11 protein-coding genes, 3 rRNA genes and 1 pseudogene are annotated in these 18,117 nt (G+C 63.5%); 1 reads left to right on the top strand and 14 read right to left on the bottom strand.

Annotated elements, in window-relative coordinates; translation table 11 throughout:
• Positions 1-4: 4 nt before the first annotated feature.
• From ACFJGU_RS01425 to ACFJGU_RS01485, 13 genes and pseudogenes are all read right to left on the bottom strand, one after another.
• Complete coding sequence (locus tag ACFJGU_RS01425; RefSeq protein ID WP_382307005.1) at positions 5-679, bottom strand: NUDIX domain-containing protein; 675 nt, start codon at positions 677-679, stop codon at positions 5-7.
• Positions 672-2,397: pseudogene (locus ACFJGU_RS01430) on the bottom strand (CTP synthase). Before ACFJGU_RS01430 ends, ACFJGU_RS01425 begins: the two are co-directional and overlap by 8 nt.
• A 49-nt stretch (positions 2,398-2,446) precedes the next feature.
• On the bottom strand, positions 2,447-3,883 hold the full coding sequence (locus tag ACFJGU_RS01435; RefSeq protein ID WP_382307007.1) for a hypothetical protein: 1,437 nt from the start codon (positions 3,881-3,883) through the stop codon (positions 2,447-2,449).
• 41 nt (positions 3,884-3,924) lie between these two features.
• On the bottom strand, positions 3,925-5,643 hold the full coding sequence (gene recN / locus ACFJGU_RS01440) for a DNA repair protein RecN (protein ID WP_382307008.1): 1,719 nt from the start codon (positions 5,641-5,643) through the stop codon (positions 3,925-3,927).
• Complete coding sequence (locus ACFJGU_RS01445) at positions 5,636-6,550, bottom strand: NAD kinase (RefSeq protein ID WP_382307009.1); 915 nt, start codon at positions 6,548-6,550, stop codon at positions 5,636-5,638. The genes recN and ACFJGU_RS01445 overlap by 8 nt, the downstream gene beginning before the upstream one ends.
• A gap of 3 nt (positions 6,551-6,553) precedes the next feature.
• Entirely contained in the window at positions 6,554-7,357 is an 804-nt protein-coding gene (locus ACFJGU_RS01450) for a TlyA family RNA methyltransferase (RefSeq protein ID WP_382307011.1), read from the bottom strand.
• Positions 7,350-7,508: a hypothetical protein gene (locus tag ACFJGU_RS01455; protein ID WP_382307013.1), complete on the bottom strand. Its 159-nt coding sequence runs from the start codon at positions 7,506-7,508 to the stop codon at positions 7,350-7,352. Before ACFJGU_RS01455 ends, ACFJGU_RS01450 begins: the two co-directional genes overlap by 8 nt.
• A gap of 54 nt (positions 7,509-7,562) precedes the next feature.
• A complete protein-coding gene (locus tag ACFJGU_RS01460) occupies positions 7,563-8,582 on the bottom strand; it encodes an HAD-IIA family hydrolase (protein WP_382307015.1) in 1,020 nt (339 codons plus the stop codon).
• Positions 8,554-9,201, bottom strand: a complete 648-nt coding sequence (locus tag ACFJGU_RS01465) for a hypothetical protein (RefSeq protein WP_382307017.1) — start codon at positions 9,199-9,201, stop codon at positions 8,554-8,556. Before ACFJGU_RS01465 ends, ACFJGU_RS01460 begins: the two co-directional genes overlap by 29 nt.
• Positions 9,183-9,890, bottom strand: a complete 708-nt coding sequence (locus tag ACFJGU_RS01470; RefSeq protein WP_382307018.1) for a hypothetical protein — start codon at positions 9,888-9,890, stop codon at positions 9,183-9,185. The genes ACFJGU_RS01465 and ACFJGU_RS01470 overlap by 19 nt, the downstream gene beginning before the upstream one ends.
• 157 nt (positions 9,891-10,047) lie before the next feature.
• Positions 10,048-10,164, bottom strand: a 5S ribosomal RNA gene (gene rrf, locus ACFJGU_RS01475).
• A gap of 137 nt (positions 10,165-10,301) precedes the next feature.
• Positions 10,302-13,420 (bottom strand): 23S ribosomal RNA (locus tag ACFJGU_RS01480).
• A 410-nt stretch (positions 13,421-13,830) separates the two neighbouring features.
• Positions 13,831-15,354, bottom strand: a 16S ribosomal RNA gene (locus ACFJGU_RS01485).
• The 16S, 23S and 5S rRNA genes sit together here, the layout of an rRNA operon.
• A gap of 782 nt (positions 15,355-16,136) precedes the next feature.
• On the opposite strand from ACFJGU_RS01485, the gene ACFJGU_RS01490 reads away from it, so the two are divergent.
• A complete protein-coding gene (locus tag ACFJGU_RS01490; RefSeq protein ID WP_382307020.1) occupies positions 16,137-16,766 on the top strand; it encodes a hypothetical protein in 630 nt (209 codons plus the stop codon).
• A gap of 18 nt (positions 16,767-16,784) precedes the next feature.
• Here the strand turns inward: ACFJGU_RS01490 and tyrS are convergent, their stop codons facing one another.
• Positions 16,785-18,092: a tyrosine--tRNA ligase gene (gene tyrS, locus ACFJGU_RS01495; protein ID WP_382307022.1), complete on the bottom strand. Its 1,308-nt coding sequence runs from the start codon at positions 18,090-18,092 to the stop codon at positions 16,785-16,787.
• Between the last annotated feature and the right edge of the window lie 25 nt (positions 18,093-18,117).

The raw sequence follows: 18,117 nt of genomic DNA on the forward strand, positions 1-18,117 counted from the left end.
GCGGCTACTCGGTGATCAGCTCGGGCACGGTCCCGCGGAAGCGGGGATGAGCGGGCCAGGGGTCGTCAGCCGGCCGCAAGGTCGACCAGCCCTTCGCCCGGGAGGCGTGCGCCGCGAGGGTGCCGATCGCGAGCGACGGATTCTGCACCCGGCTCGCGAGCACGGCGTCGAACGCGTCGTCGAGGCTCACCCAGCGCTTCTCCATGTCGGCTTCCTCACCGGTGCGGTCGAAGGCGTCGATCTCGTGCAGCCCTCGGGCCACGTAGATGCGGATCGCCTCGTTGTTGCCGCCGGGGGTCGTCACGTAGTCGAGCAGCACGTGCCAGTCGTCGGCCTCGAGGTCGACCTCCTCGGCCAGCTCGCGCTTGGCCGCGTCGAGCGGTGACTCGGCGTCCACGTCGAGCAGGCCCGCGGGAGGCTCCCACTCGCGGCTGCGCACCGGATGCCGGTACTGCTTGATGAGCAGCACCCGGTCGTCGTCGTCCAACGCGAAGATCGCGACCGCGCCCGGGTGATCGACGAAGTCGCGGTGCAACGTCGCTCCCCCGTACTCGAAGCCCTCACGCCGCACGTCCCAGACGTAGCCGTCGAACACGACCTCGCTCGACGAGACCGGCGCCTCGGCCGGCTCGTCGGCCAGCACGAAACCGGAGGTTCCGGCCGTGCCATGCTCAGGCATCCGCGTCCTGCACCGGGAAGAGCCGGGTGGCTTCCTGACGCTCGAGGGACGCGGCCACGAGCCCCTGGAACAGCGGATGCGGCCGGCTGGGCCGTGACCGCAGCTCCGGGTGCGCCTGGGTCGCCACGTAGTACGGGTGCACCTCACGGGGCAGCTCGACGTACTCCACCAGGTGACCGTCGGGCGAGAGGCCCGAGAACCAGAGCCCGGCCTCCGCGATCTGGTCGCGGTACTTGTTGTTGACCTCGTACCGGTGGCGGTGACGCTCGGCGGCGGTGGGTGCGCCGTAGACCTCTTCGACGATGGAACCCGGGGCCAGCTCGGCCTCGTAGAGACCGAGCCGCATCGTGCCACCGAGGTCGCCGCCCGCGATGATGTCGACCTGCTCGGCCATGGTCGCGATCACGGGGAACTCGGTGTCGGGGTCGAACTCGCTCGAAGAGGCTCCGGGCAGCCCGACCACATTCCTCGCGTACTCGATCACCATGCACTGCAGGCCCAGGCACAGTCCCAGAGCCGGGATGCCGTTCTCGCGAGCGAAGCGCAGCGCACCGAGCTTGCCCTCGATGCCGCGCACGCCGAATCCGCCCGGCACCAGGATGCCGTCCACCCCGTCGACACCGGAGAGCTCACGGGCGGCTCCCTCGGGCGTCTCGCAGTTGTCGGAGGGGATCCACTTGATCTTCACCTTCGTGCGGTGGGCGAACCCGCCCGCCCGGAGTGCCTCCGTCACCGAGAGGTAGGCGTCGGGGAGGTCGATGTACTTGCCCACGAGACCGATCGTCACCTCGTGCTTCGGTTCGTGCACTGCGTCGAGCAGCGGCTGCCAGCCCGACCAGTCCACCTCGGAGGCCTTGTCGCCCAGGTCGAGGTGGTCGACGATGTAGGCGTCGAGACCCTGCTCGTGCAGCATCGTGGGGATGTCGTAGATCGACGGCACGTCGATCGCGTTCACCACGGCCTGCTCGTCGACGTCGCACATGAGCGCGATCTTGCGCTTGTTGCCCTCGGACACGGGCCGGTCGCTGCGCAGCACGAGCGCATCCGGCTGGATGCCGATCGAGCGCAGCGCGGCCACCGAGTGCTGGGTGGGCTTGGTCTTCTGCTCACCGGAGGCGTTCATGAACGGCACCAATGACACGTGCACGAAGAACACGTTCTTGCGGCCCAGCTCGTGGCGCACCTGGCGCGCCGACTCGATGAACGGCTGCGACTCGATGTCGCCCACCGTGCCGCCGATCTCGGTGATGATCACGTCCGGCCGTGAGGCGTCGTGCGCCTGCAGTCGCATCCGGCGCTTGATCTCGTCGGTGATGTGCGGGATGACCTGCACCGTATCGCCGAGGTATTCGCCTCGGCGCTCCTTCGCGATCACGCTGGAGTAGATCTGCCCCGTCGTGACGTTCGCCGCCTGGTTCAGATTGATGTCCAGGAATCGCTCGTAGTGCCCGATGTCGAGGTCGGTCTCCGCGCCGTCGTCGGTCACGAAGACCTCGCCGTGCTGGAACGGGTTCATCGTTCCCGGGTCGACGTTGAGATAGGGGTCGAGCTTCTGCATCACGACGCGGAGTCCCCGCGCGGTCAGCAGATTGCCGAGGCTCGCGGCGGTGAGGCCTTTGCCCAGAGAGGAGACGACACCCCCCGGTGACGAAGATGTGCTTCGTCAGTTTCGAGTCGTTTTGGTTCTTCGTACGGTCCGCGTCATGATCATCGTCCACGGAGTTCCATCCTAACAGTGGTCTGAGGGGGTCTCGTCGTTCGGCGCGGTCAGGAGATCAGCAAGTCGTCGTCGGCCTTCTCGGAGGAGTCATCCGATTCCCCCGGCTCGACCGGCTCTTCTTCGACGATCTCGACCACGACGACCTCCGGCTGCACCGGCCTCTGCAGCAGCTCCACGAGCAGCAGGAGCACCACGGCGATCACCGCGGTCCAGATGATCTGCCCGGTCGAGAGCGGCCTCAGGAACAGGATGAACGCGGCCGCAGCCACCCCGATGAGCACCTGGATGAGCACGCGCTGCCTGCCGAGCACACGCCCGAACGCACCGGTGGAGATGCCCCGGGCGTCGCCGATGGCGCGCAACCTTGTCGCCGCGTCACCGAAGGCCCGGCGTAGCGCAGGAGCGGGACGGTACGGACCGACGGCCCAGCTGATCACCATCACCGTGAACGCCAGCACCGCCACGGCCACTACCGTGCTGGCGACCATCGAGGTCACGGCGTCGTAGATCACGCCGGCCGCGTCGATCGGCACGTAGCGCGGCGCTATCGACGCCACCGTCACGAGGTTGCCGATCCGCAGGGCGATCCCGAGGATCACCATCACCACGCCGAGCGACAGGCCGGTCCAGAACAGCGCGACCGTGCGCCGCTTCGCCGCCACCACCCCGGCCGCCAGGAAGGCGATCGCGATCCACGGCAGCCACATGCCGAGACTGACCGCCAGCCCGTAGGCGAGCGTCAGCTGGCCGAACGAATCGGATTTCGCCACCACGATGTTCACGTCGACCGTGGGGATCGCATCCGCGAAACTCAGCCCCTGATCGATCATCGCCGCCTTCACCGCCTCGATGATCGGGCCGAGCTGAACCGACAGCTCGCCCGACGACGATATCGACAGGGCGCCGGCCGGATCGTTCGTCATCGCGGCCACGAGTTGCTGGTGACTCACCCGCAGGGCCTGCTCCCAGATGTCGGCGAACGCCGGCGATTGCACGAAGTTCGTCACCACCGTGGTCGCGAGCGACTGCAGGCCGAGCGCGGCGGGCTTCTTCAGCGCGCTCAAGGCGGACGACGCGGCAGGTGGCAGACCGAGCTGGTCGACGGCGTCGAACACGTCGCTCGTGGTCTTCTCGAAGTCGACCTGCTTCTCGACCGCGGTCATCACCTCGTCGATCACGAACGCCTGCACGGCCTGGTCTTTCGCCAGGGGCGCGAACGTCGACACGAACGCCTCGGTGTCGGCCAGCTGACTCTGCGTCCAGTTGGCGGCGACCGCCACCGGCGCGAGGATCAGCCCGATCACCACGAGAACGACGGATGCGACGGTGCGGCCTCGGCGACGCCCCGATCGTCGGCGGCCGGCGGGCTCCGCGGCGCCCTCCGTCGGGAGGGGAAGGGTCTCGGCGAGTCGCGCTTCTTCGCGTAACCGCTCATTCTCCGCCTGGAGCTGTTCGACCAGGGCCGCCAGCTCGCTGTTCGTCATCCGTGCCATCGTCTCGTCCCCTTACAACCCCACGATGGCTATCAGTGTGGCACAGCGAGGCTCTGCGCTGTGGAGAGGAGTTCGGCCGCATGCGCGAGACCCGATTCCGAGTCGGGGAGGCCCGAGAGCAGCCGCGCCATCTCAGCCAGACGCTCCTCTCCGGCGAGCTGCACCACGTTGCTCGCCGTGACCGGTCCGTCCTGATCTTTCTCGACGCGGAGGTGGTTGGTGGCGAACGCCGCGACCTGCGCCAGATGCGTCACCACGATCACCTGCGAAGTGCGGGCGAGAGCGGCCAGACGCCGGCCGATCTCGATCGCGGAAGCACCGCCCACGCCGGCATCGACCTCGTCGAACACGAAGGTCGGCACCGGATCGGCGGCCGCGAGCACCACTTCGATCGCGAGCATGACGCGCGAGAGCTCACCACCCGACGCGCCCTTGTTGAGCGGCCTCGGTTCGCTGCCCTCGTGCGGCCGGAGCAAGAACTGCACCAGGTCGCGGCCGGTCGAACCGAGGTCCTCCCGCTCCTGCACGTCGACCACGAAGCGGGCGTTCGGCATGGCGAGGGCGCCCAACTCCTCGGTCACCGCGGCCGACAGGCTCTCGCCCGCCGCTCGCCGGATGGCTGTCAGATCGGCGGCGATCCGGGTCAGCTCCGCGAACTCGTCGTCGACCAGGGCCGAGAGCTGTTCGATGCGATCGGAGTCGGAGTCGAGTTCGAGCAGCCGCGGCTCTGCCTCCGCGGCGAACGCGAGCACGTCGGAGAGTTCGGGGCCGTACTTGCGGGTCAGCACGGTGAGCTGAGCTCGCCGCTCCTGCACGCGGTCGAGCTCTCCGACCTCGTCGGTCTCGAGGCCGGCCACGTAGCTGGCGAGCTGGGTCGAGATGTCGGAGACGATGAAGCTCGCGTTGGTGAGCGCCTCGACGATGGGTGCGAGGGCCGAGTCGTGGTGCGCCACGCGTTCGAGGCTGCGCAGGGCGGTGTCGATCAACCCGACGGTGTCGGGCCTGTCCCCGGATTCGCTCGAGATGTCCTCCCGCGCCTCGGCCGCCGCCAGCCTCAGGTCTTCGAGGTTCGTCAGGCGCCCGGCCAGATCGGTCAACTCGACGTCTTCGCCGTCGACGGGCGCGATTGCGGAGATCTCGTCGATGGCCGCACGCAACTGTTCGGCCTCACGCAGGCGCGAGGAGCGTTCGGTCACCAACGCCTCTATCTCGGAGCTGTGCGCCTGCCACGACTCGTGGAGGCTCCGGTATTCGCTGAGCCGTGCGGCGAGCGCCGCTCCCGCGAAGCTGTCGAGTGCGCCGCGCTGCGCGGACTGGCTCTTCAACCGCAGCTGGTCGGATTGACCGTGCACCACCACGAGTGCGTCGCCGAGTTCGGAGAGCACGCTGATCGGCGCCGATCGGCCGCCGACCACCGCCCGGCTGCGGCCCTCGGCCGAGACCGAGCGGGACAGGATGACCTCGGCGTCGCCGTCGCCACCCGCGTCGTCGAGGTCTCCCCCGACCTCGCGCACACGATCGGCCACCACGCCGTCGCGACCCACCAGGATTCGCCCCTCGATCCAGGCCTGCGGCGCCCCCGAACGGATGGACCCCGTGTCGGCCCGCTCGCCGAACAACAGGCCGAGCGCGGACACCACCATCGTCTTGCCGGCACCGGTCTCCCCGGTGACGGCCGTGAACCCCGGTCCGAGCGGGAGCACCGCTTCACCGATCACCCCGAGGTCTCTGATCGACAGTTCTTCAATCACGATCCATCGGCCCCCGCCACCCGTTCACGGGCAGATTGAACTTGCGCACCAGCCGGTCGGTGAACGGCGCCATGTGCAGCCGTGCCAGTCGCACCGGCGTGGGCGAACGGCGCACCACGACCCGCGCCCCCTTCGGCAGATCCCACATGCGCCGCCCGTCGGCCCAGAGCACGGCACCGCCCTGCGTGCGGTCGAGGACCTCGACGGCGAGCGCCGAATCCGGGCCCACCACGAGCGGCCGGGCGAACAGCGCGTGCGGGCTCAGCGGCACCATGAGCAGCGCATCGAGACTCGGCCACACCACGGGACCGCCGGCGGAGAAGGAGTACGCGGTGGATCCGGTCGGTGTCGACATCACCACACCGTCGCATCCGAAGCTCGACAGCGGCCGGCCGTCGACCTCCACGACGACCTCGAGCATCCGCTCACGGCTCGCCTTCTCGACGGTGGCCTCGTTGAGCGCCCAGGTCTCGTAGACCACCTCGGAGTCGATCTTCACGCGCACCGAGAGCGTCATGCGCTCCTCGACCAGATAGTCGCGGCCGAGCGCTCGGTTGACCGTCTCGGTGAGGTCTTCGCGGTCGCTCTCCGCGAGGAATCCGACGTGCCCGAGGTTCACGCCGAGCAGCGGCACCGTCGAACCGCGCACCAATTCGGCCGCGCGCAGGATGGTACCGTCGCCGCCCAGCACGATCACGAGCTCGAGATCGAACACCGTCACACCCGAACCCAGGGTCTCGAACGACCCCAGATCGGCGAGCGCATCAGCCCGATCGTTCTCGTCGAGCGGCGCGATCACCGGGATCACCCCGGCGGCGCGCAACTGCTGGCACACGCTCTGCGCGGCCACCACGGAATCGTGACGCCCGGTGTGCAGAACGACCAGCATATATCGCTCAGCAGACACGCATCACGCTCCTGTCATCTCGGTGACTCGTTCCAACCATTCTGTCGGATGGGAACCCACCTCCCGATTGAACCAGACCAGGTACTCCAGATTCCCGGCACTCCCCGCGATTGGGGACGGGATCAGACCGGCTGTGGATAACCCGAGGTCGTAGCCGGCCCAGAGCACGTTCGACACCGCATCCGCGCGGAGCCCCGCGTTCCGCACGATGCCTTCCTTCACGCCGGTGCGCCCCACCTCGAACTGCGGCTTCACCAGCAGCACGAAGTCGGCATCGGGCCGGGCCACCGACTGGAGCGGCTCGAGCACCAGGCCGAGGGAGATGAACGACAGGTCGGCCACCACGAGGTCGACCGGCCGGTCGATCCCGGATGCCCCGGCGAGCGTCTCGGGGGTGGCGAACCGCAGGTTGAACCCCTCCACCGACACCACCCGCGGGTCGCGGGCGATGATCGGGTCGAGCTGTCCGTGACCCACGTCGGCGGCGATCACGCGTTCGGCGCCGCGCTCGAGCAGCACCTGCGTGAAGCCGCCGGTGGACGCGCCGGCATCCAGCGCGAGCTTCCCGTCGACATGCACGCCGGAGAAGGCGTCGAGTGCCGCGATCAGCTTGTTGGCGCCGCGGCTCACGTAACGGTCGACCCCGTCCACGGTCACGACCTGCCCCTCGGCCACGGGGAACGACGCCTTCACCTGCGGTGTTCCGTCCACGCGTACGTAGCCGTTGGCGATCAGGCGCGCAGCATGGGTGCGCGACCGGGCGAGGCCGCGAGCGGCGACCACGGCGTCCAGACGAGCACTACCCATCCGAGGGCGACGCGTCCCCGCCCTCGAGGCGGGCCTTCAATTCGTCGTGCACCTGGGCGTAGGCGGTCGCGCGCTGGTCCAGGGGCTGTTCCTCGATCAGGCGGAGCCTCGGAACCAGAGCGGCATCGTTGTCGACGTCGTCCGTGTTCACCTGTTCAGCGTACCCCGCGCATCCGACGGCGACACCGTGGCGGACGGCCGTTCCTCAGCTGTAGAGAGCGGGATCGACGTCGAGCGCGTGGATCGACAGCCCGGAGTTCCAGATCGCTGCCGACCCCGCCCGCACGAGGTCGGTCGCCGAATCGCCGGGCTTCACCACCCGCACAACGTGTCCCTTCATCCGCACGACGGATGCGCCCACCGTGGTCTCCGAGCCGTCCTTCGATGTCGAGGTGGCGGGATACGGCTCGAACAACTGCCGGAGGTCGGCCAGGATGAAGTCAGGCCGCGACCCCACCGGCGCGGCGAGCAGCTGCTTGGCCCGGTCGATCCCGGTCAGCACGTGGATCGCGCGCAACCCCGCTCGCTGCGCACCCATGGTGTCGGTGTCGAGGCGGTCGCCGATGAACGCGGCCTTCTCGGCGCCGAATCGCGCCAACGCCAGCTCGAAGATCGTGGTCTCGGGCTTCCCCGCCACGACGGGCAGTCGGCCGACGGCCGTGTGCACCGCCGACACCAGGGTGCCGTTGCCGGGCGCGATACCTCCGGCCACCGGGATGGTCCAGTCGGTGTTCGTGGCCACCCAGTGCACAGCCGGATCGTGCAGCGCGAAGCTCGCCTCGGCCAGCTGCGTCCATCCCACCTCGGGGGCGAACCCCTGCACCACAGCGGCCGGGCGATCGGATGCCGAGCGGGTCACCACGAACCCGGCCTTCTCCACCTCCGACACGAGACCGATGCCGCCCACCACCAGCACCGTCGCCCCCGGATCGATGAGGGTGGTCATGACACGCATGGCCGCCTGCGGCGACGTCACCACGTCCTCAGGAGCCACCGCCAATCCGAAGCTGCTGAGATGCTCGGCGACCTGCGCATCGGTGCGCGAGGCGTTGTTGGTGATGTACCCGGTGCGGAGACCCTCGGATGCGACGCGCGACAGCGCTTCGACGGCATACGGGATCGCCGTGGGGCCCTGATAGACGACACCGTCGAGATCGGCGAGAACGGCGTCGACACCCTCGAGCGGGAGCATCGGCTCAGTCTTCTTCGCTCTGAACAGACCCATCGTCCTCTTCCTCGAATACCTCGATCGTGTCATCGGGCTCGCCGTTCAGCGCGAGATCCGCTCTCTCCGCACGAGCTCTCCACTGTGCCGACTCTTCATCCTGCCCGAGTTCCGCCAGCACCTCGGCGTAGGCGTGGAAGAGGTCGGGGCTGTACGAGTAGGCCACGTCGGGGTTCAGCTGCGGAATCTCGAGCTCGGTCAGCGCGGCATCCACCTGTCCGAGGTCGAGGCGCGCACCCGACATCGCGATCGCCACCGCCACCTGCGAGGGCACCGAGAGCGTCGACCGCTCGACGGATCGACCGGCCTCGAGTCCGCGCTCGGGCCGCCCCATCCCGCGCTCGCTGTCGATCATCAAGGCCAGCTGTTCGTTCGACCCGGAGATCCGCCTGAATGTGCGGAGTTCGCGCAGGGCCAGGGCGTAATCACCGGTGGCGTAGGCGGTGATGGCCAGGGTCTCGCGCACCACACCGATCCGTCCGGCGCGACGGGATGCCGACACCGCATGCTGGTGCGCCAACTCCGGATTCTCGTCGATCAGCCGGCCGGCCATCACGAGATGCCGGGCGACCTCCTCGGCGTTCTCCTTGTTCAGCGTCTTCAGCTCATTGCGAGCCACTTTGTCGAGATCGCGACCGACGACGTCGTCGGGGATCTCGGGGTCGTCGTGACGCGGACGCACAGCGCGCAGCTCGCGAGCGAGCAGCTCTTCTTCCGTGAGCGGAGGGCGTTCGAACCGCGATGCGTTCTGGTCGTTGCGTGCTGGTTTGCCATCTTTCGTCCAGAGGCGTCGTTCCCCCGGACCGCCGTTCGAGGGGCGTCCGCCACGATCGGGACGCCCGCCGCGATCCCCAGCGCGCTCCGGGCGTCCGCCTCGGTCACTGCCGGTTCGCTCCGGCCTGCCGCCTCGGTCAGAACCGCCGCGCTCCGGCCGTCCGCCCCGGTCAAAACCTCCACGCTCCGGGCGTCCGCCTCGATCTGAACCGCCACGCTCGGGCCGACCGCCACCCTCGGGCCCGCCGGCTCGAGCGGGTCGCCCGGCACCGTCGGGTCGCCCGGCACCGTCGGGTCGCCCACCACGGTCAGGCCGGTTGCCCTGTGTCGGTCCACCCGCTCGCTCGGGACGGGCATTGCGGTCAGTCCGGCCACCGGCATCCGGCCGACCGCCTCGGTCGGGCCGTGAACTGCTGTCGCGGCGCGGCGTGAACGGCCGCCTGTCGGAATCGCTTCGAGCCGGACGGCTGCCGTGCGGGCGAGCCGGTCGCTCCGGATTCGAATCCTTACGGGGAGGGCGACGATCTCCGTCATCGCGCTTCGCACGCGCGTCGTCGCCACGCTGGTCGCGACGCTTCTCGTCATCGTTGTCGGTCACGATGGGCCCTCCTCAGGTACTCATTCGGCGGCTGAAAACCACGGACTTAACGCAAAATGGCCACCCATTGCTGGGTGGCCATTTCACAAAGAAGTCCGGCGGTGTCCTACTCTCCCACAAGGTCCCCCTTGCAGTACCATCGGCGCAGAGAGTCTTAGCTTCCGGGTTCGGAATGTGACCGGGCGTTTCCCTCTCGCTATGGCCGCCGAAACACTATTGATGTATCAAAGTGAATTCGAACAATCATTGCTGATTTGTTCGGTTCTCGACCGTACATCGAGAACCACATAGTGGACGCAAGCAATCTTGGCTCTAAATACCAGCCTTACAACGGTATGAAGATAGTGATTATCAAGTTATCGGCTTATTAGTACAGGTCAGCTCCACGAGTCTTTAGTCCTCGCTTCCACATCCTGCCTATCAACCCAGTAGTCTAGCTGGGAGCCTCTCACCCGAAGGTATGGAAATCTCATCTCAAGGCCGGCTTCCCGCTTAGATGCTTTCAGCGGTTATCCATCCCGAACGTAGCTAATCAGCGGTGCTCCTGGCGGAACAACTGACACACCAGAGGTTCGTCCAACCCGGTCCTCTCGTACTAGGGTCAGATCCTTTCAAATTTCCTACGCGCGCAGCGGATAGGGACCGAACTGTCTCACGACGTTCTAAACCCAGCTCGCGTACCGCTTTAATGGGCGAACAGCCCAACCCTTGGGACCTACTCCAGCCCCAGGATGCGACGAGCCGACATCGAGGTGCCAAACCATGCCGTCGATATGGACTCTTGGGCAAGATCAGCCTGTTATCCCCGAGGTACCTTTTATCCGTTGAGCGACAGCGCTTCCACAAGCCACTGCCGGATCACTAGTCCCGACTTTCGTCCCTGCTCGACTTGTCAGTCTCACAGTCAAGCTCCCTTGTGCACTTACACTCGCCATCTGATTGCCAACCAGATTGAGGGAACCTTTGGGCGCCTCCGTTACTTTTTAGGAGGCAACCGCCCCAGTTAAACTACCCACCAGGCACTGTCCCTGAACCGGATTACGGTTCGAAGTTAGATATCCAGAGTGACCAGAGTGGTATTTCAACAATGACTCCACCTGAACTAGCGTCCAAGCTTCAAAGTCTCCCACCTATCCTACACAAGCCACACCGAACACCAATACCAAGCTGTAGTAAAGGTCACGGGGTCTTTCCGTCCTGCTGCGCGTAACGAGCATCTTTACTCGTAGTGCAATTTCGCCGAGTTCGCGGTTGAGACAGCTGGGAAGTCGTTACGCCATTCGTGCAGGTCGGAACTTACCCGACAAGGAATTTCGCTACCTTAGGATGGTTATAGTTACCACCGCCGTTTACTGGGGCTTAAATTCTCAGCTTCGCCTTGCGGCTAACCGTTCCTCTTAACCTTCCAGCACCGGGCAGGCGTCAGTCCGTATACATCGTCTTGCGACTTGGCACGGACCTGTGTTTTTAGTAAACAGTCGCTTCCCACTGGTCTCTGCGGCCTTCAAACGCTCCAGGAGTAAATCCCTTCACGCCTCAGGCCCCCCTTCTCCCGAAGTTACGGGGGCATTTTGCCGAGTTCCTTAACCACGATTCTCTCGATCTCCTTGGTATTCTCTACCTGACCACCTGAGTCGGTTTGGGGTACGGGTGACTGGAACCTCGCGTCGATGCTTTTCTTGGCAGCATAGGATCACTGATTTCGTCCGTGAGGACTACCCATCGGGTCTCAGGCTATATGAACGACGGATTTGCCTATCGTTCGCCCTACATCCTTAGACCGGGACAACCATCGCCCGGCTCAGCTACCTTCCTGCGTCACACCTGTTAATACGCTAACCGCACCAGAACGGGTTCGAGCGTTAGACCGGTCCCGTCACCCCCGAAGGGGATCAGTGGTCCGGGTTAGGACTCTTAGCACTACTGGATTAGCTTGGGCGGTTCTTCGTCAGTACGGGAATATCAACCCGTTGTCCATCGACTACGCCTGTCGGCCTCGCCTTAGGTCCCGACTTACCCAGGGCGGATTAACCTGGCCCTGGAACCCTTGGTCTTTCGGAGGACGGGTTTCTCACCCGTCTTTCGCTACTCATGCCTGCATTCTCACTCGTGTAGCCTCCACGGCTGGTTTACACCGCCGCTTCGCTGGCCACACGACGCTCTCCTACCCATCTATGCGACTGGACCACGAAGGCCTGTCACTAACATAAATGCCACAAATTCGGTGGCGTGCTTGAGCCCCGTTACATTGTCGGCGCGGAATCACTTGACCAGTGAGCTATTACGCACTCTTTCAAGGGTGGCTGCTTCTAAGCCAACCTCCTGGTTGTCTGTGCAACTCCACATCCTTTCCCACTTAGCACGCGCTTTGGGACCTTATTTGGTGGTCTGGGTTGTTTCCCTCTCGACGATGAAGCTTATCCCCCACCGTCTCACTGCTGCGCTCTCACTTACCGGCATTCGGAGTTTGGCTAACGTCAGTAACCTTTTGGGGCCCATCGGCTATCCAGTAGCTCTACCTCCGGCAAGAAACACGCAACGCTGCACCTAAATGCATTTCGGAGAGAACCAGCTATCACGAAGTTTGATTGGCCTTTCACCCCTATCCACAGCTCATCCCCTCCATTTTCAACTGAAGTGGGTTCGGTCCTCCACGACGTCTTACCGTCGCTTCAACCTGGCCATGGATAGATCACTTCGCTTCGGGTCTAGAACATGCGACTGATTCGCCCTATTAAGACTCGCTTTCGCTACGGCTGCCCCTCACGGGTTAACCTCGCCACATATCACTAACTCGCAGGCTCATTCTTCAAAAGGCACGCTGTCACACCTACAAGGGTGCTCCAACGGTTTGTAAGCAAACGGTTTCAGGTACTATTTCACTCCCCTCCCGGGGTACTTTTCACCTTTCCCTCACGGTACTTGTCCGCTATCGGTCATCTGGGAGTATTTAGGCTTATCAGGTGGTCCTGACAGATTCACACGGGATTTCTCGGGCCCCGTGCTACTTGGGATACTCTTCGCGCCATTGCAACATTTCGACTACGGGGTTGGCACCCTCTATGACTGGCCTTTCAATGCCATTCGTCTATATTGCGTTGTAACGCTTGCTGTTCGGCAGAATCAGCAGAAAAGTCCCCGCAACCCCGACCATGCAACGCCTGCCGGCTATCACACATGATCGGTTTAGCCTCTTCCGGTTTCGCTCGCCACTACTAACGGAATCGCTTTTGCTTTCTCTTCCTGTGGGTACTGAGATGTTTCACTTCCCCACGTTCCCTCTACCCGCCCTATATATTCAGGCGGGAGTCACTGGGTCACCTTGCGGGCCCAGCGGGGTTTCCCCATTCGGAAATCCTCGGATCAAAGCTCTATTATCAGCTCCCCGAGGCTTATCGCAGATTTATACGTCCTTCTTCGGCTCCAGATGCCAAGGCATCCACCGTTTGCTCTTAGAAACTTGAAATCACATGAGTTTGAATCGATCTTTCGTTAGAAAAATTGACCAATGATCTACAGAACCCCGAAGGGTTCTTGTTGATCTTTGTGATCCAGGACAAAATCCTGAATCTAAGATGCTCGCGTCCACTGTGTAGTTCTCAAAGTACGGGCGGTACCCTTCCGCGCCTCGCTATTGCGAGACAAGAAAAGGTCCTGAGGTTCAGTCCAACTGCCGAAGCAGAAGATCCGGTCCCTCAGGACCCAACAGCGTGCGTATGCAGTCTCCCCCGGTCAGACGTTTTCCAAACCCGAAGGTCGTACTGGCGTCTAGCCGGCTTTTACTGCATCAATGTCAATGTTCCACCCATGAGCTACCAGCGAGAACGTATGTCTCGATCTGGCCTCTGGACAACCGAAGTTGCCAGTGCTCCTTAGAAAGGAGGTGATCCAGCCGCACCTTCCGGTACGGCTACCTTGTTACGACTTAGTCCTAATCACCGATCCCACCTTCGACGGCTCCCTCCACAAGGGTTGGGCCACCGGCTTCGGGTGTTACCGACTTTCATGACTTGACGGGCGGTGTGTACAAGGCCCGGGAACGTATTCACCGTGGCGTTGCTGATCCACGATTACTAGCGACTCCGACTTCATGAGGTCGAGTTGCAGACCTCAATCCGAACTGAGACCGGCTTTTTGGGATTCGCTCCACCTTACGGTATTGCAGCCCTTTGTACCGGCCATTGTAGCATGCGTGAAGCCCAAGACATAAGGGGCATGATGATTTGACGTCATCCCCACCTTCCTCCGAGTTGACCCCGGCAGTCTCCTATGAGTTCCCACCATTACGTGCTGGCAACATAGAACGAGGGTTGCGCTCGTTGCGGGACTTAACCCAACATCTCACGACACGAGCTGACGACAACCATGCACCACCTGTTTACGAGTGTCCAAAGAGTTGACCATTTCTGGCCCGTTCTCGTATATGTCAAGCCTTGGTAAGGTTCTTCGCGTTGCATCGAATTAATCCGCATGCTCCGCCGCTTGTGCGGGCCCCCGTCAATTCCTTTGAGTTTTAGCCTTGCGGCCGTACTCCCCAGGCGGGGAACTTAATGCGTTAGCTGCGACACGGAGACCGTGGAATGGTCCCCACATCTAGTTCCCAACGTTTACGGCGTGGACTACCAGGGTATCTAATCCTGTTCGCTCCCCACGCTTTCGCTCCTCAGCGTCAGTTACGGCCCAGAGATCTGCCTTCGCCATCGGTGTTCCTCCTGATATCTGCGCATTCCACCGCTACACCAGGAATTCCAATCTCCCCTACCGCACTCTAGTCTGCCCGTACCCACTGCAGGCTGGAGGTTGAGCCTCCAGTTTTCACAGCAGACGCGACAAACCGCCTACGAGCTCTTTACGCCCAATAATTCCGGACAACGCTTGCACCCTACGTATTACCGCGGCTGCTGGCACGTAGTTAGCCGGTGCTTTTTCTGCAGGTACCGTCACTTTCGCTTCTTCCCTACTAAAAGAGGTTTACAACCCGAAGGCCGTCATCCCTCACGCGGCGTTGCTGCATCAGGCTTGCGCCCATTGTGCAATATTCCCCACTGCTGCCTCCCGTAGGAGTCTGGGCCGTGTCTCAGTCCCAGTGTGGCCGGTCACCCTCTCAGGCCGGCTACCCGTCGTCGCCTTGGTGGGCCATTACCTCACCAACTAGCTGATAGGCCGCGAGTCCATCCTTGACCGAAATTCTTTCCACAACCAGATGATGCCATCGGTTGTCGTATCCGGTATTAGACGTCGTTTCCAACGCTTATCCCAGAGTCAAGGGCAGGTTACTCACGTGTTACTCACCCGTTCGCCACTGATCCAGAGGAGCAAGCTCCTCTTTCACCGTTCGACTTGCATGTGTTAAGCACGCCGCCAGCGTTCGTCCTGAGCCAGGATCAAACTCTCCGTAAATGTTTATTTGCACGACCACCGAAGTGATCGGCACATTTGTTTGTGCAACCGAACCGGAATGGGTTCTGCATCGCACGAGTTTGAAACTGACAAGACAAATCATTACTGACTTGCTTTGTTGTTCTAAATGTTTTCCAAAGGAATCCCTTCTGACCTAGGTCAGACGGGGTTTTTGGCATTTGACATTGTGCACGCTGTTGAGTTCTCAAGGATCGGATGCTCTGAATACCAGGCCTCTCGGCTTTCGTTTCAGGCAACTTCTCTATATTACTTGTTTCGATCTCCGTGTCAAATCGGCCGTTTTCGGTGTCGAGATCAGATCTCGGCGCGCCAAACGAAGCCATGACTTCGAAGGTCAGGATTCAGATGTTGTTCGTAACCGCGTCACCCTGTAGCTCAATGCTTTTCAGTGTTTCGCGTTGCTCCGAGGCAACTTCTCAACCCTACCACTCTCGCGCACTGTGTCAAATCGGCGTTTTCGCTGTGTTTGAGATAATCTCAGGTGCGAATCCGAGGCTTTGACAGCTGCGGGAGCGATGTCTGTACATCCTAAGCTTTCAGACGCAGAACTACTAGGTAGTTTGTGCCTTTTCGGCTTATGGGATGGTCCCTCTTGAGGCCGGGAAGCTCTTCCGCTTTCCGCACCTTTGGGGTGACGAGTTAGAAGATTACGCGGATGTTTCGGGAGGTGGCAAATTGCGCTGCATCCCGGGCGTGTCGCCCCGAGATCTCGCGGATGTAGTCTCAAAGAGACAGATTGTCGCAAGAGAGGAACACCCCTGATGGTGTACACGGTAATGGCGACACGAGGTCCGGGTGATGCGCTCGATGCGCTCTACCCCTCTGTGGACGCGAAGTTCACGATCGTCGGCGAAGAGCGAGACGGCGTCGAGCCGGTCTGGCACGCGGCATCCGCCGTACGGGTCGACGAGAAGGCCGGCGGATCGGACGCTCCGACGGGCGCTGCGGGTTCGTCGTTCGCGATGACGGATGCGCGCGTGCTCATTCGAGCATCCACGGGCACGAAGAAGAGCGATGTGGCGGTGGGTCATGTGCGCTATCCCTGGATTCAGGAAGTCGGCTACCACCGGTCGACCGGTGCCGACGACCCCGGAGTGGTGCAGTTCACCGTGCACCTGCGCGGTGATGACGACATGATCGTGCGTCGTTCGGTCACGCTCGAGGTCGGAGCGAAGGACGACCCGCGCACCATCGCCCTGCAGGCCGCGGTCAAGATCGCCGACTACCGCCTGGCGACCACGCCCAACATGAGTGACGACAAGCGCTGGACGCTCGCCAAGCTGCGCACGCCGAAGCCGCCGCTGCGCGAGGAGGCCGAGCTCACGCTCATCCGCCTTCCCGGATCGGTGCACGTCAGCCCGGACACCGCGATCCCCGTCACCGTCGGGTGATCGGCCGGGCGGGTCCGGTCAGCTGATCGTCACGCCGGCGAGTGTCTTCTTGCCGCGACGCAGCACCGCGAACCCGCCCGCCAACGCGGCACCCCCGAGAGCCGTGCTCTCGTCGGTCACCTTCGCGTTGTTCAGATAGACCCCGCCCTGCGCGATGGCGCGGCGGCCCTCCCCCAGACTCGAGACGAGACCGGTGTCGAGCAGCGCCTCCAACACCGTCGTCTCACCGGTCGCTCGCACGTTCGGCAGTTCGCCGATCGCCGCGCCCAGCGTGGCCGCATCGAGCTCGGCGAGTTCGCCCTGGCCGAAGAGCGCTGCCGCGGCCGCGATCGCGGCATCCGTCGCCGCCACTCCGTGCACGAGCGCCGTCACCTCGTAGGCCAGTGCTCGTTGTGCCTCGCGCCGGAACGGTTCGTCGGCCACCGCCTGAGCCAAGCGCTCAATCTCGGCGCGCGGCCGGAACGAGAAGATCTTCAATCGGTCGATCACGTCGGCATCGTCGGTGTTGAGCCAGAACTGGTAGAACGCGTACGGGCTGGTGAGCGCGGGGTCGAGCCAGATGGCGTTGCCCTCGCTCTTGCCGAACTTCGTGCCGTCGGAATTCGTGATGAGCGGGGTGCCGATCGCGTGCACACTGACGTGCTCGGTGCGGTGGATGAGATCCGTTCCGCTGGTGAGGTTGCCCCACTGATCGCTGCCCCCGGTCTGCAGCACGCATCCGTAACTGCGGTAGAGCTCGAGGTAGTCGAGCCCTTGCAGGATCTGGTAGCTGAACTCGGTGTAGCTGATGCCGGCGTCGGAGTTCAACCGTGCCGACACGGCGTCTTTCTTCAGCATCGTGCCCACGCGGAAGTGCTTGCCGATGTCGCGCAGGAAGTCGATGGCCGAGAGCGGCGCCGTCCAGTCGAGGTTGTTCACCAGCCGGGCCGTGTTGTCGCCGTCGAAGCTGAGGAAGCGAGCCACCTGGGCCTGCAGGTAACCCACCCACTCGGCCACCGTGTCCTTGGTGTTGAGCGTGCGCTCGGCGCTCGGCCGGGGATCGCCGATCAGGCCCGTCGATCCGCCCACCAGGCCGATCGGCTTGTGCCCCGCGAGCTGCAGGCGACGCATCACCAGCAGCTGCACCAGATTGCCCAGATGCAGACTCGGCGCCGTGGGGTCGAATCCGCAGTAGAACGTGATCGGGTCGCCCGCCAGCAGGGACTTCAATTCGGCCGGATCGGTGGAGACGTGCACCAGGCCGCGATAGACCAATTCGTCCCAGACATCGTCGAAAGACGGATCGTTCTGCTGCACGATCCCGGGCGGGGCGACTGTCTCTGACACGGTGTCCAAGCCTACCAGCGAGGGA

The sequence above is a fragment of the Herbiconiux sp. UC225_62 genome, assembly GCF_042694625.1.
In the GTDB taxonomy this organism is placed as follows: Bacteria; Actinomycetota; Actinomycetes; order Actinomycetales; family Microbacteriaceae; genus Herbiconiux.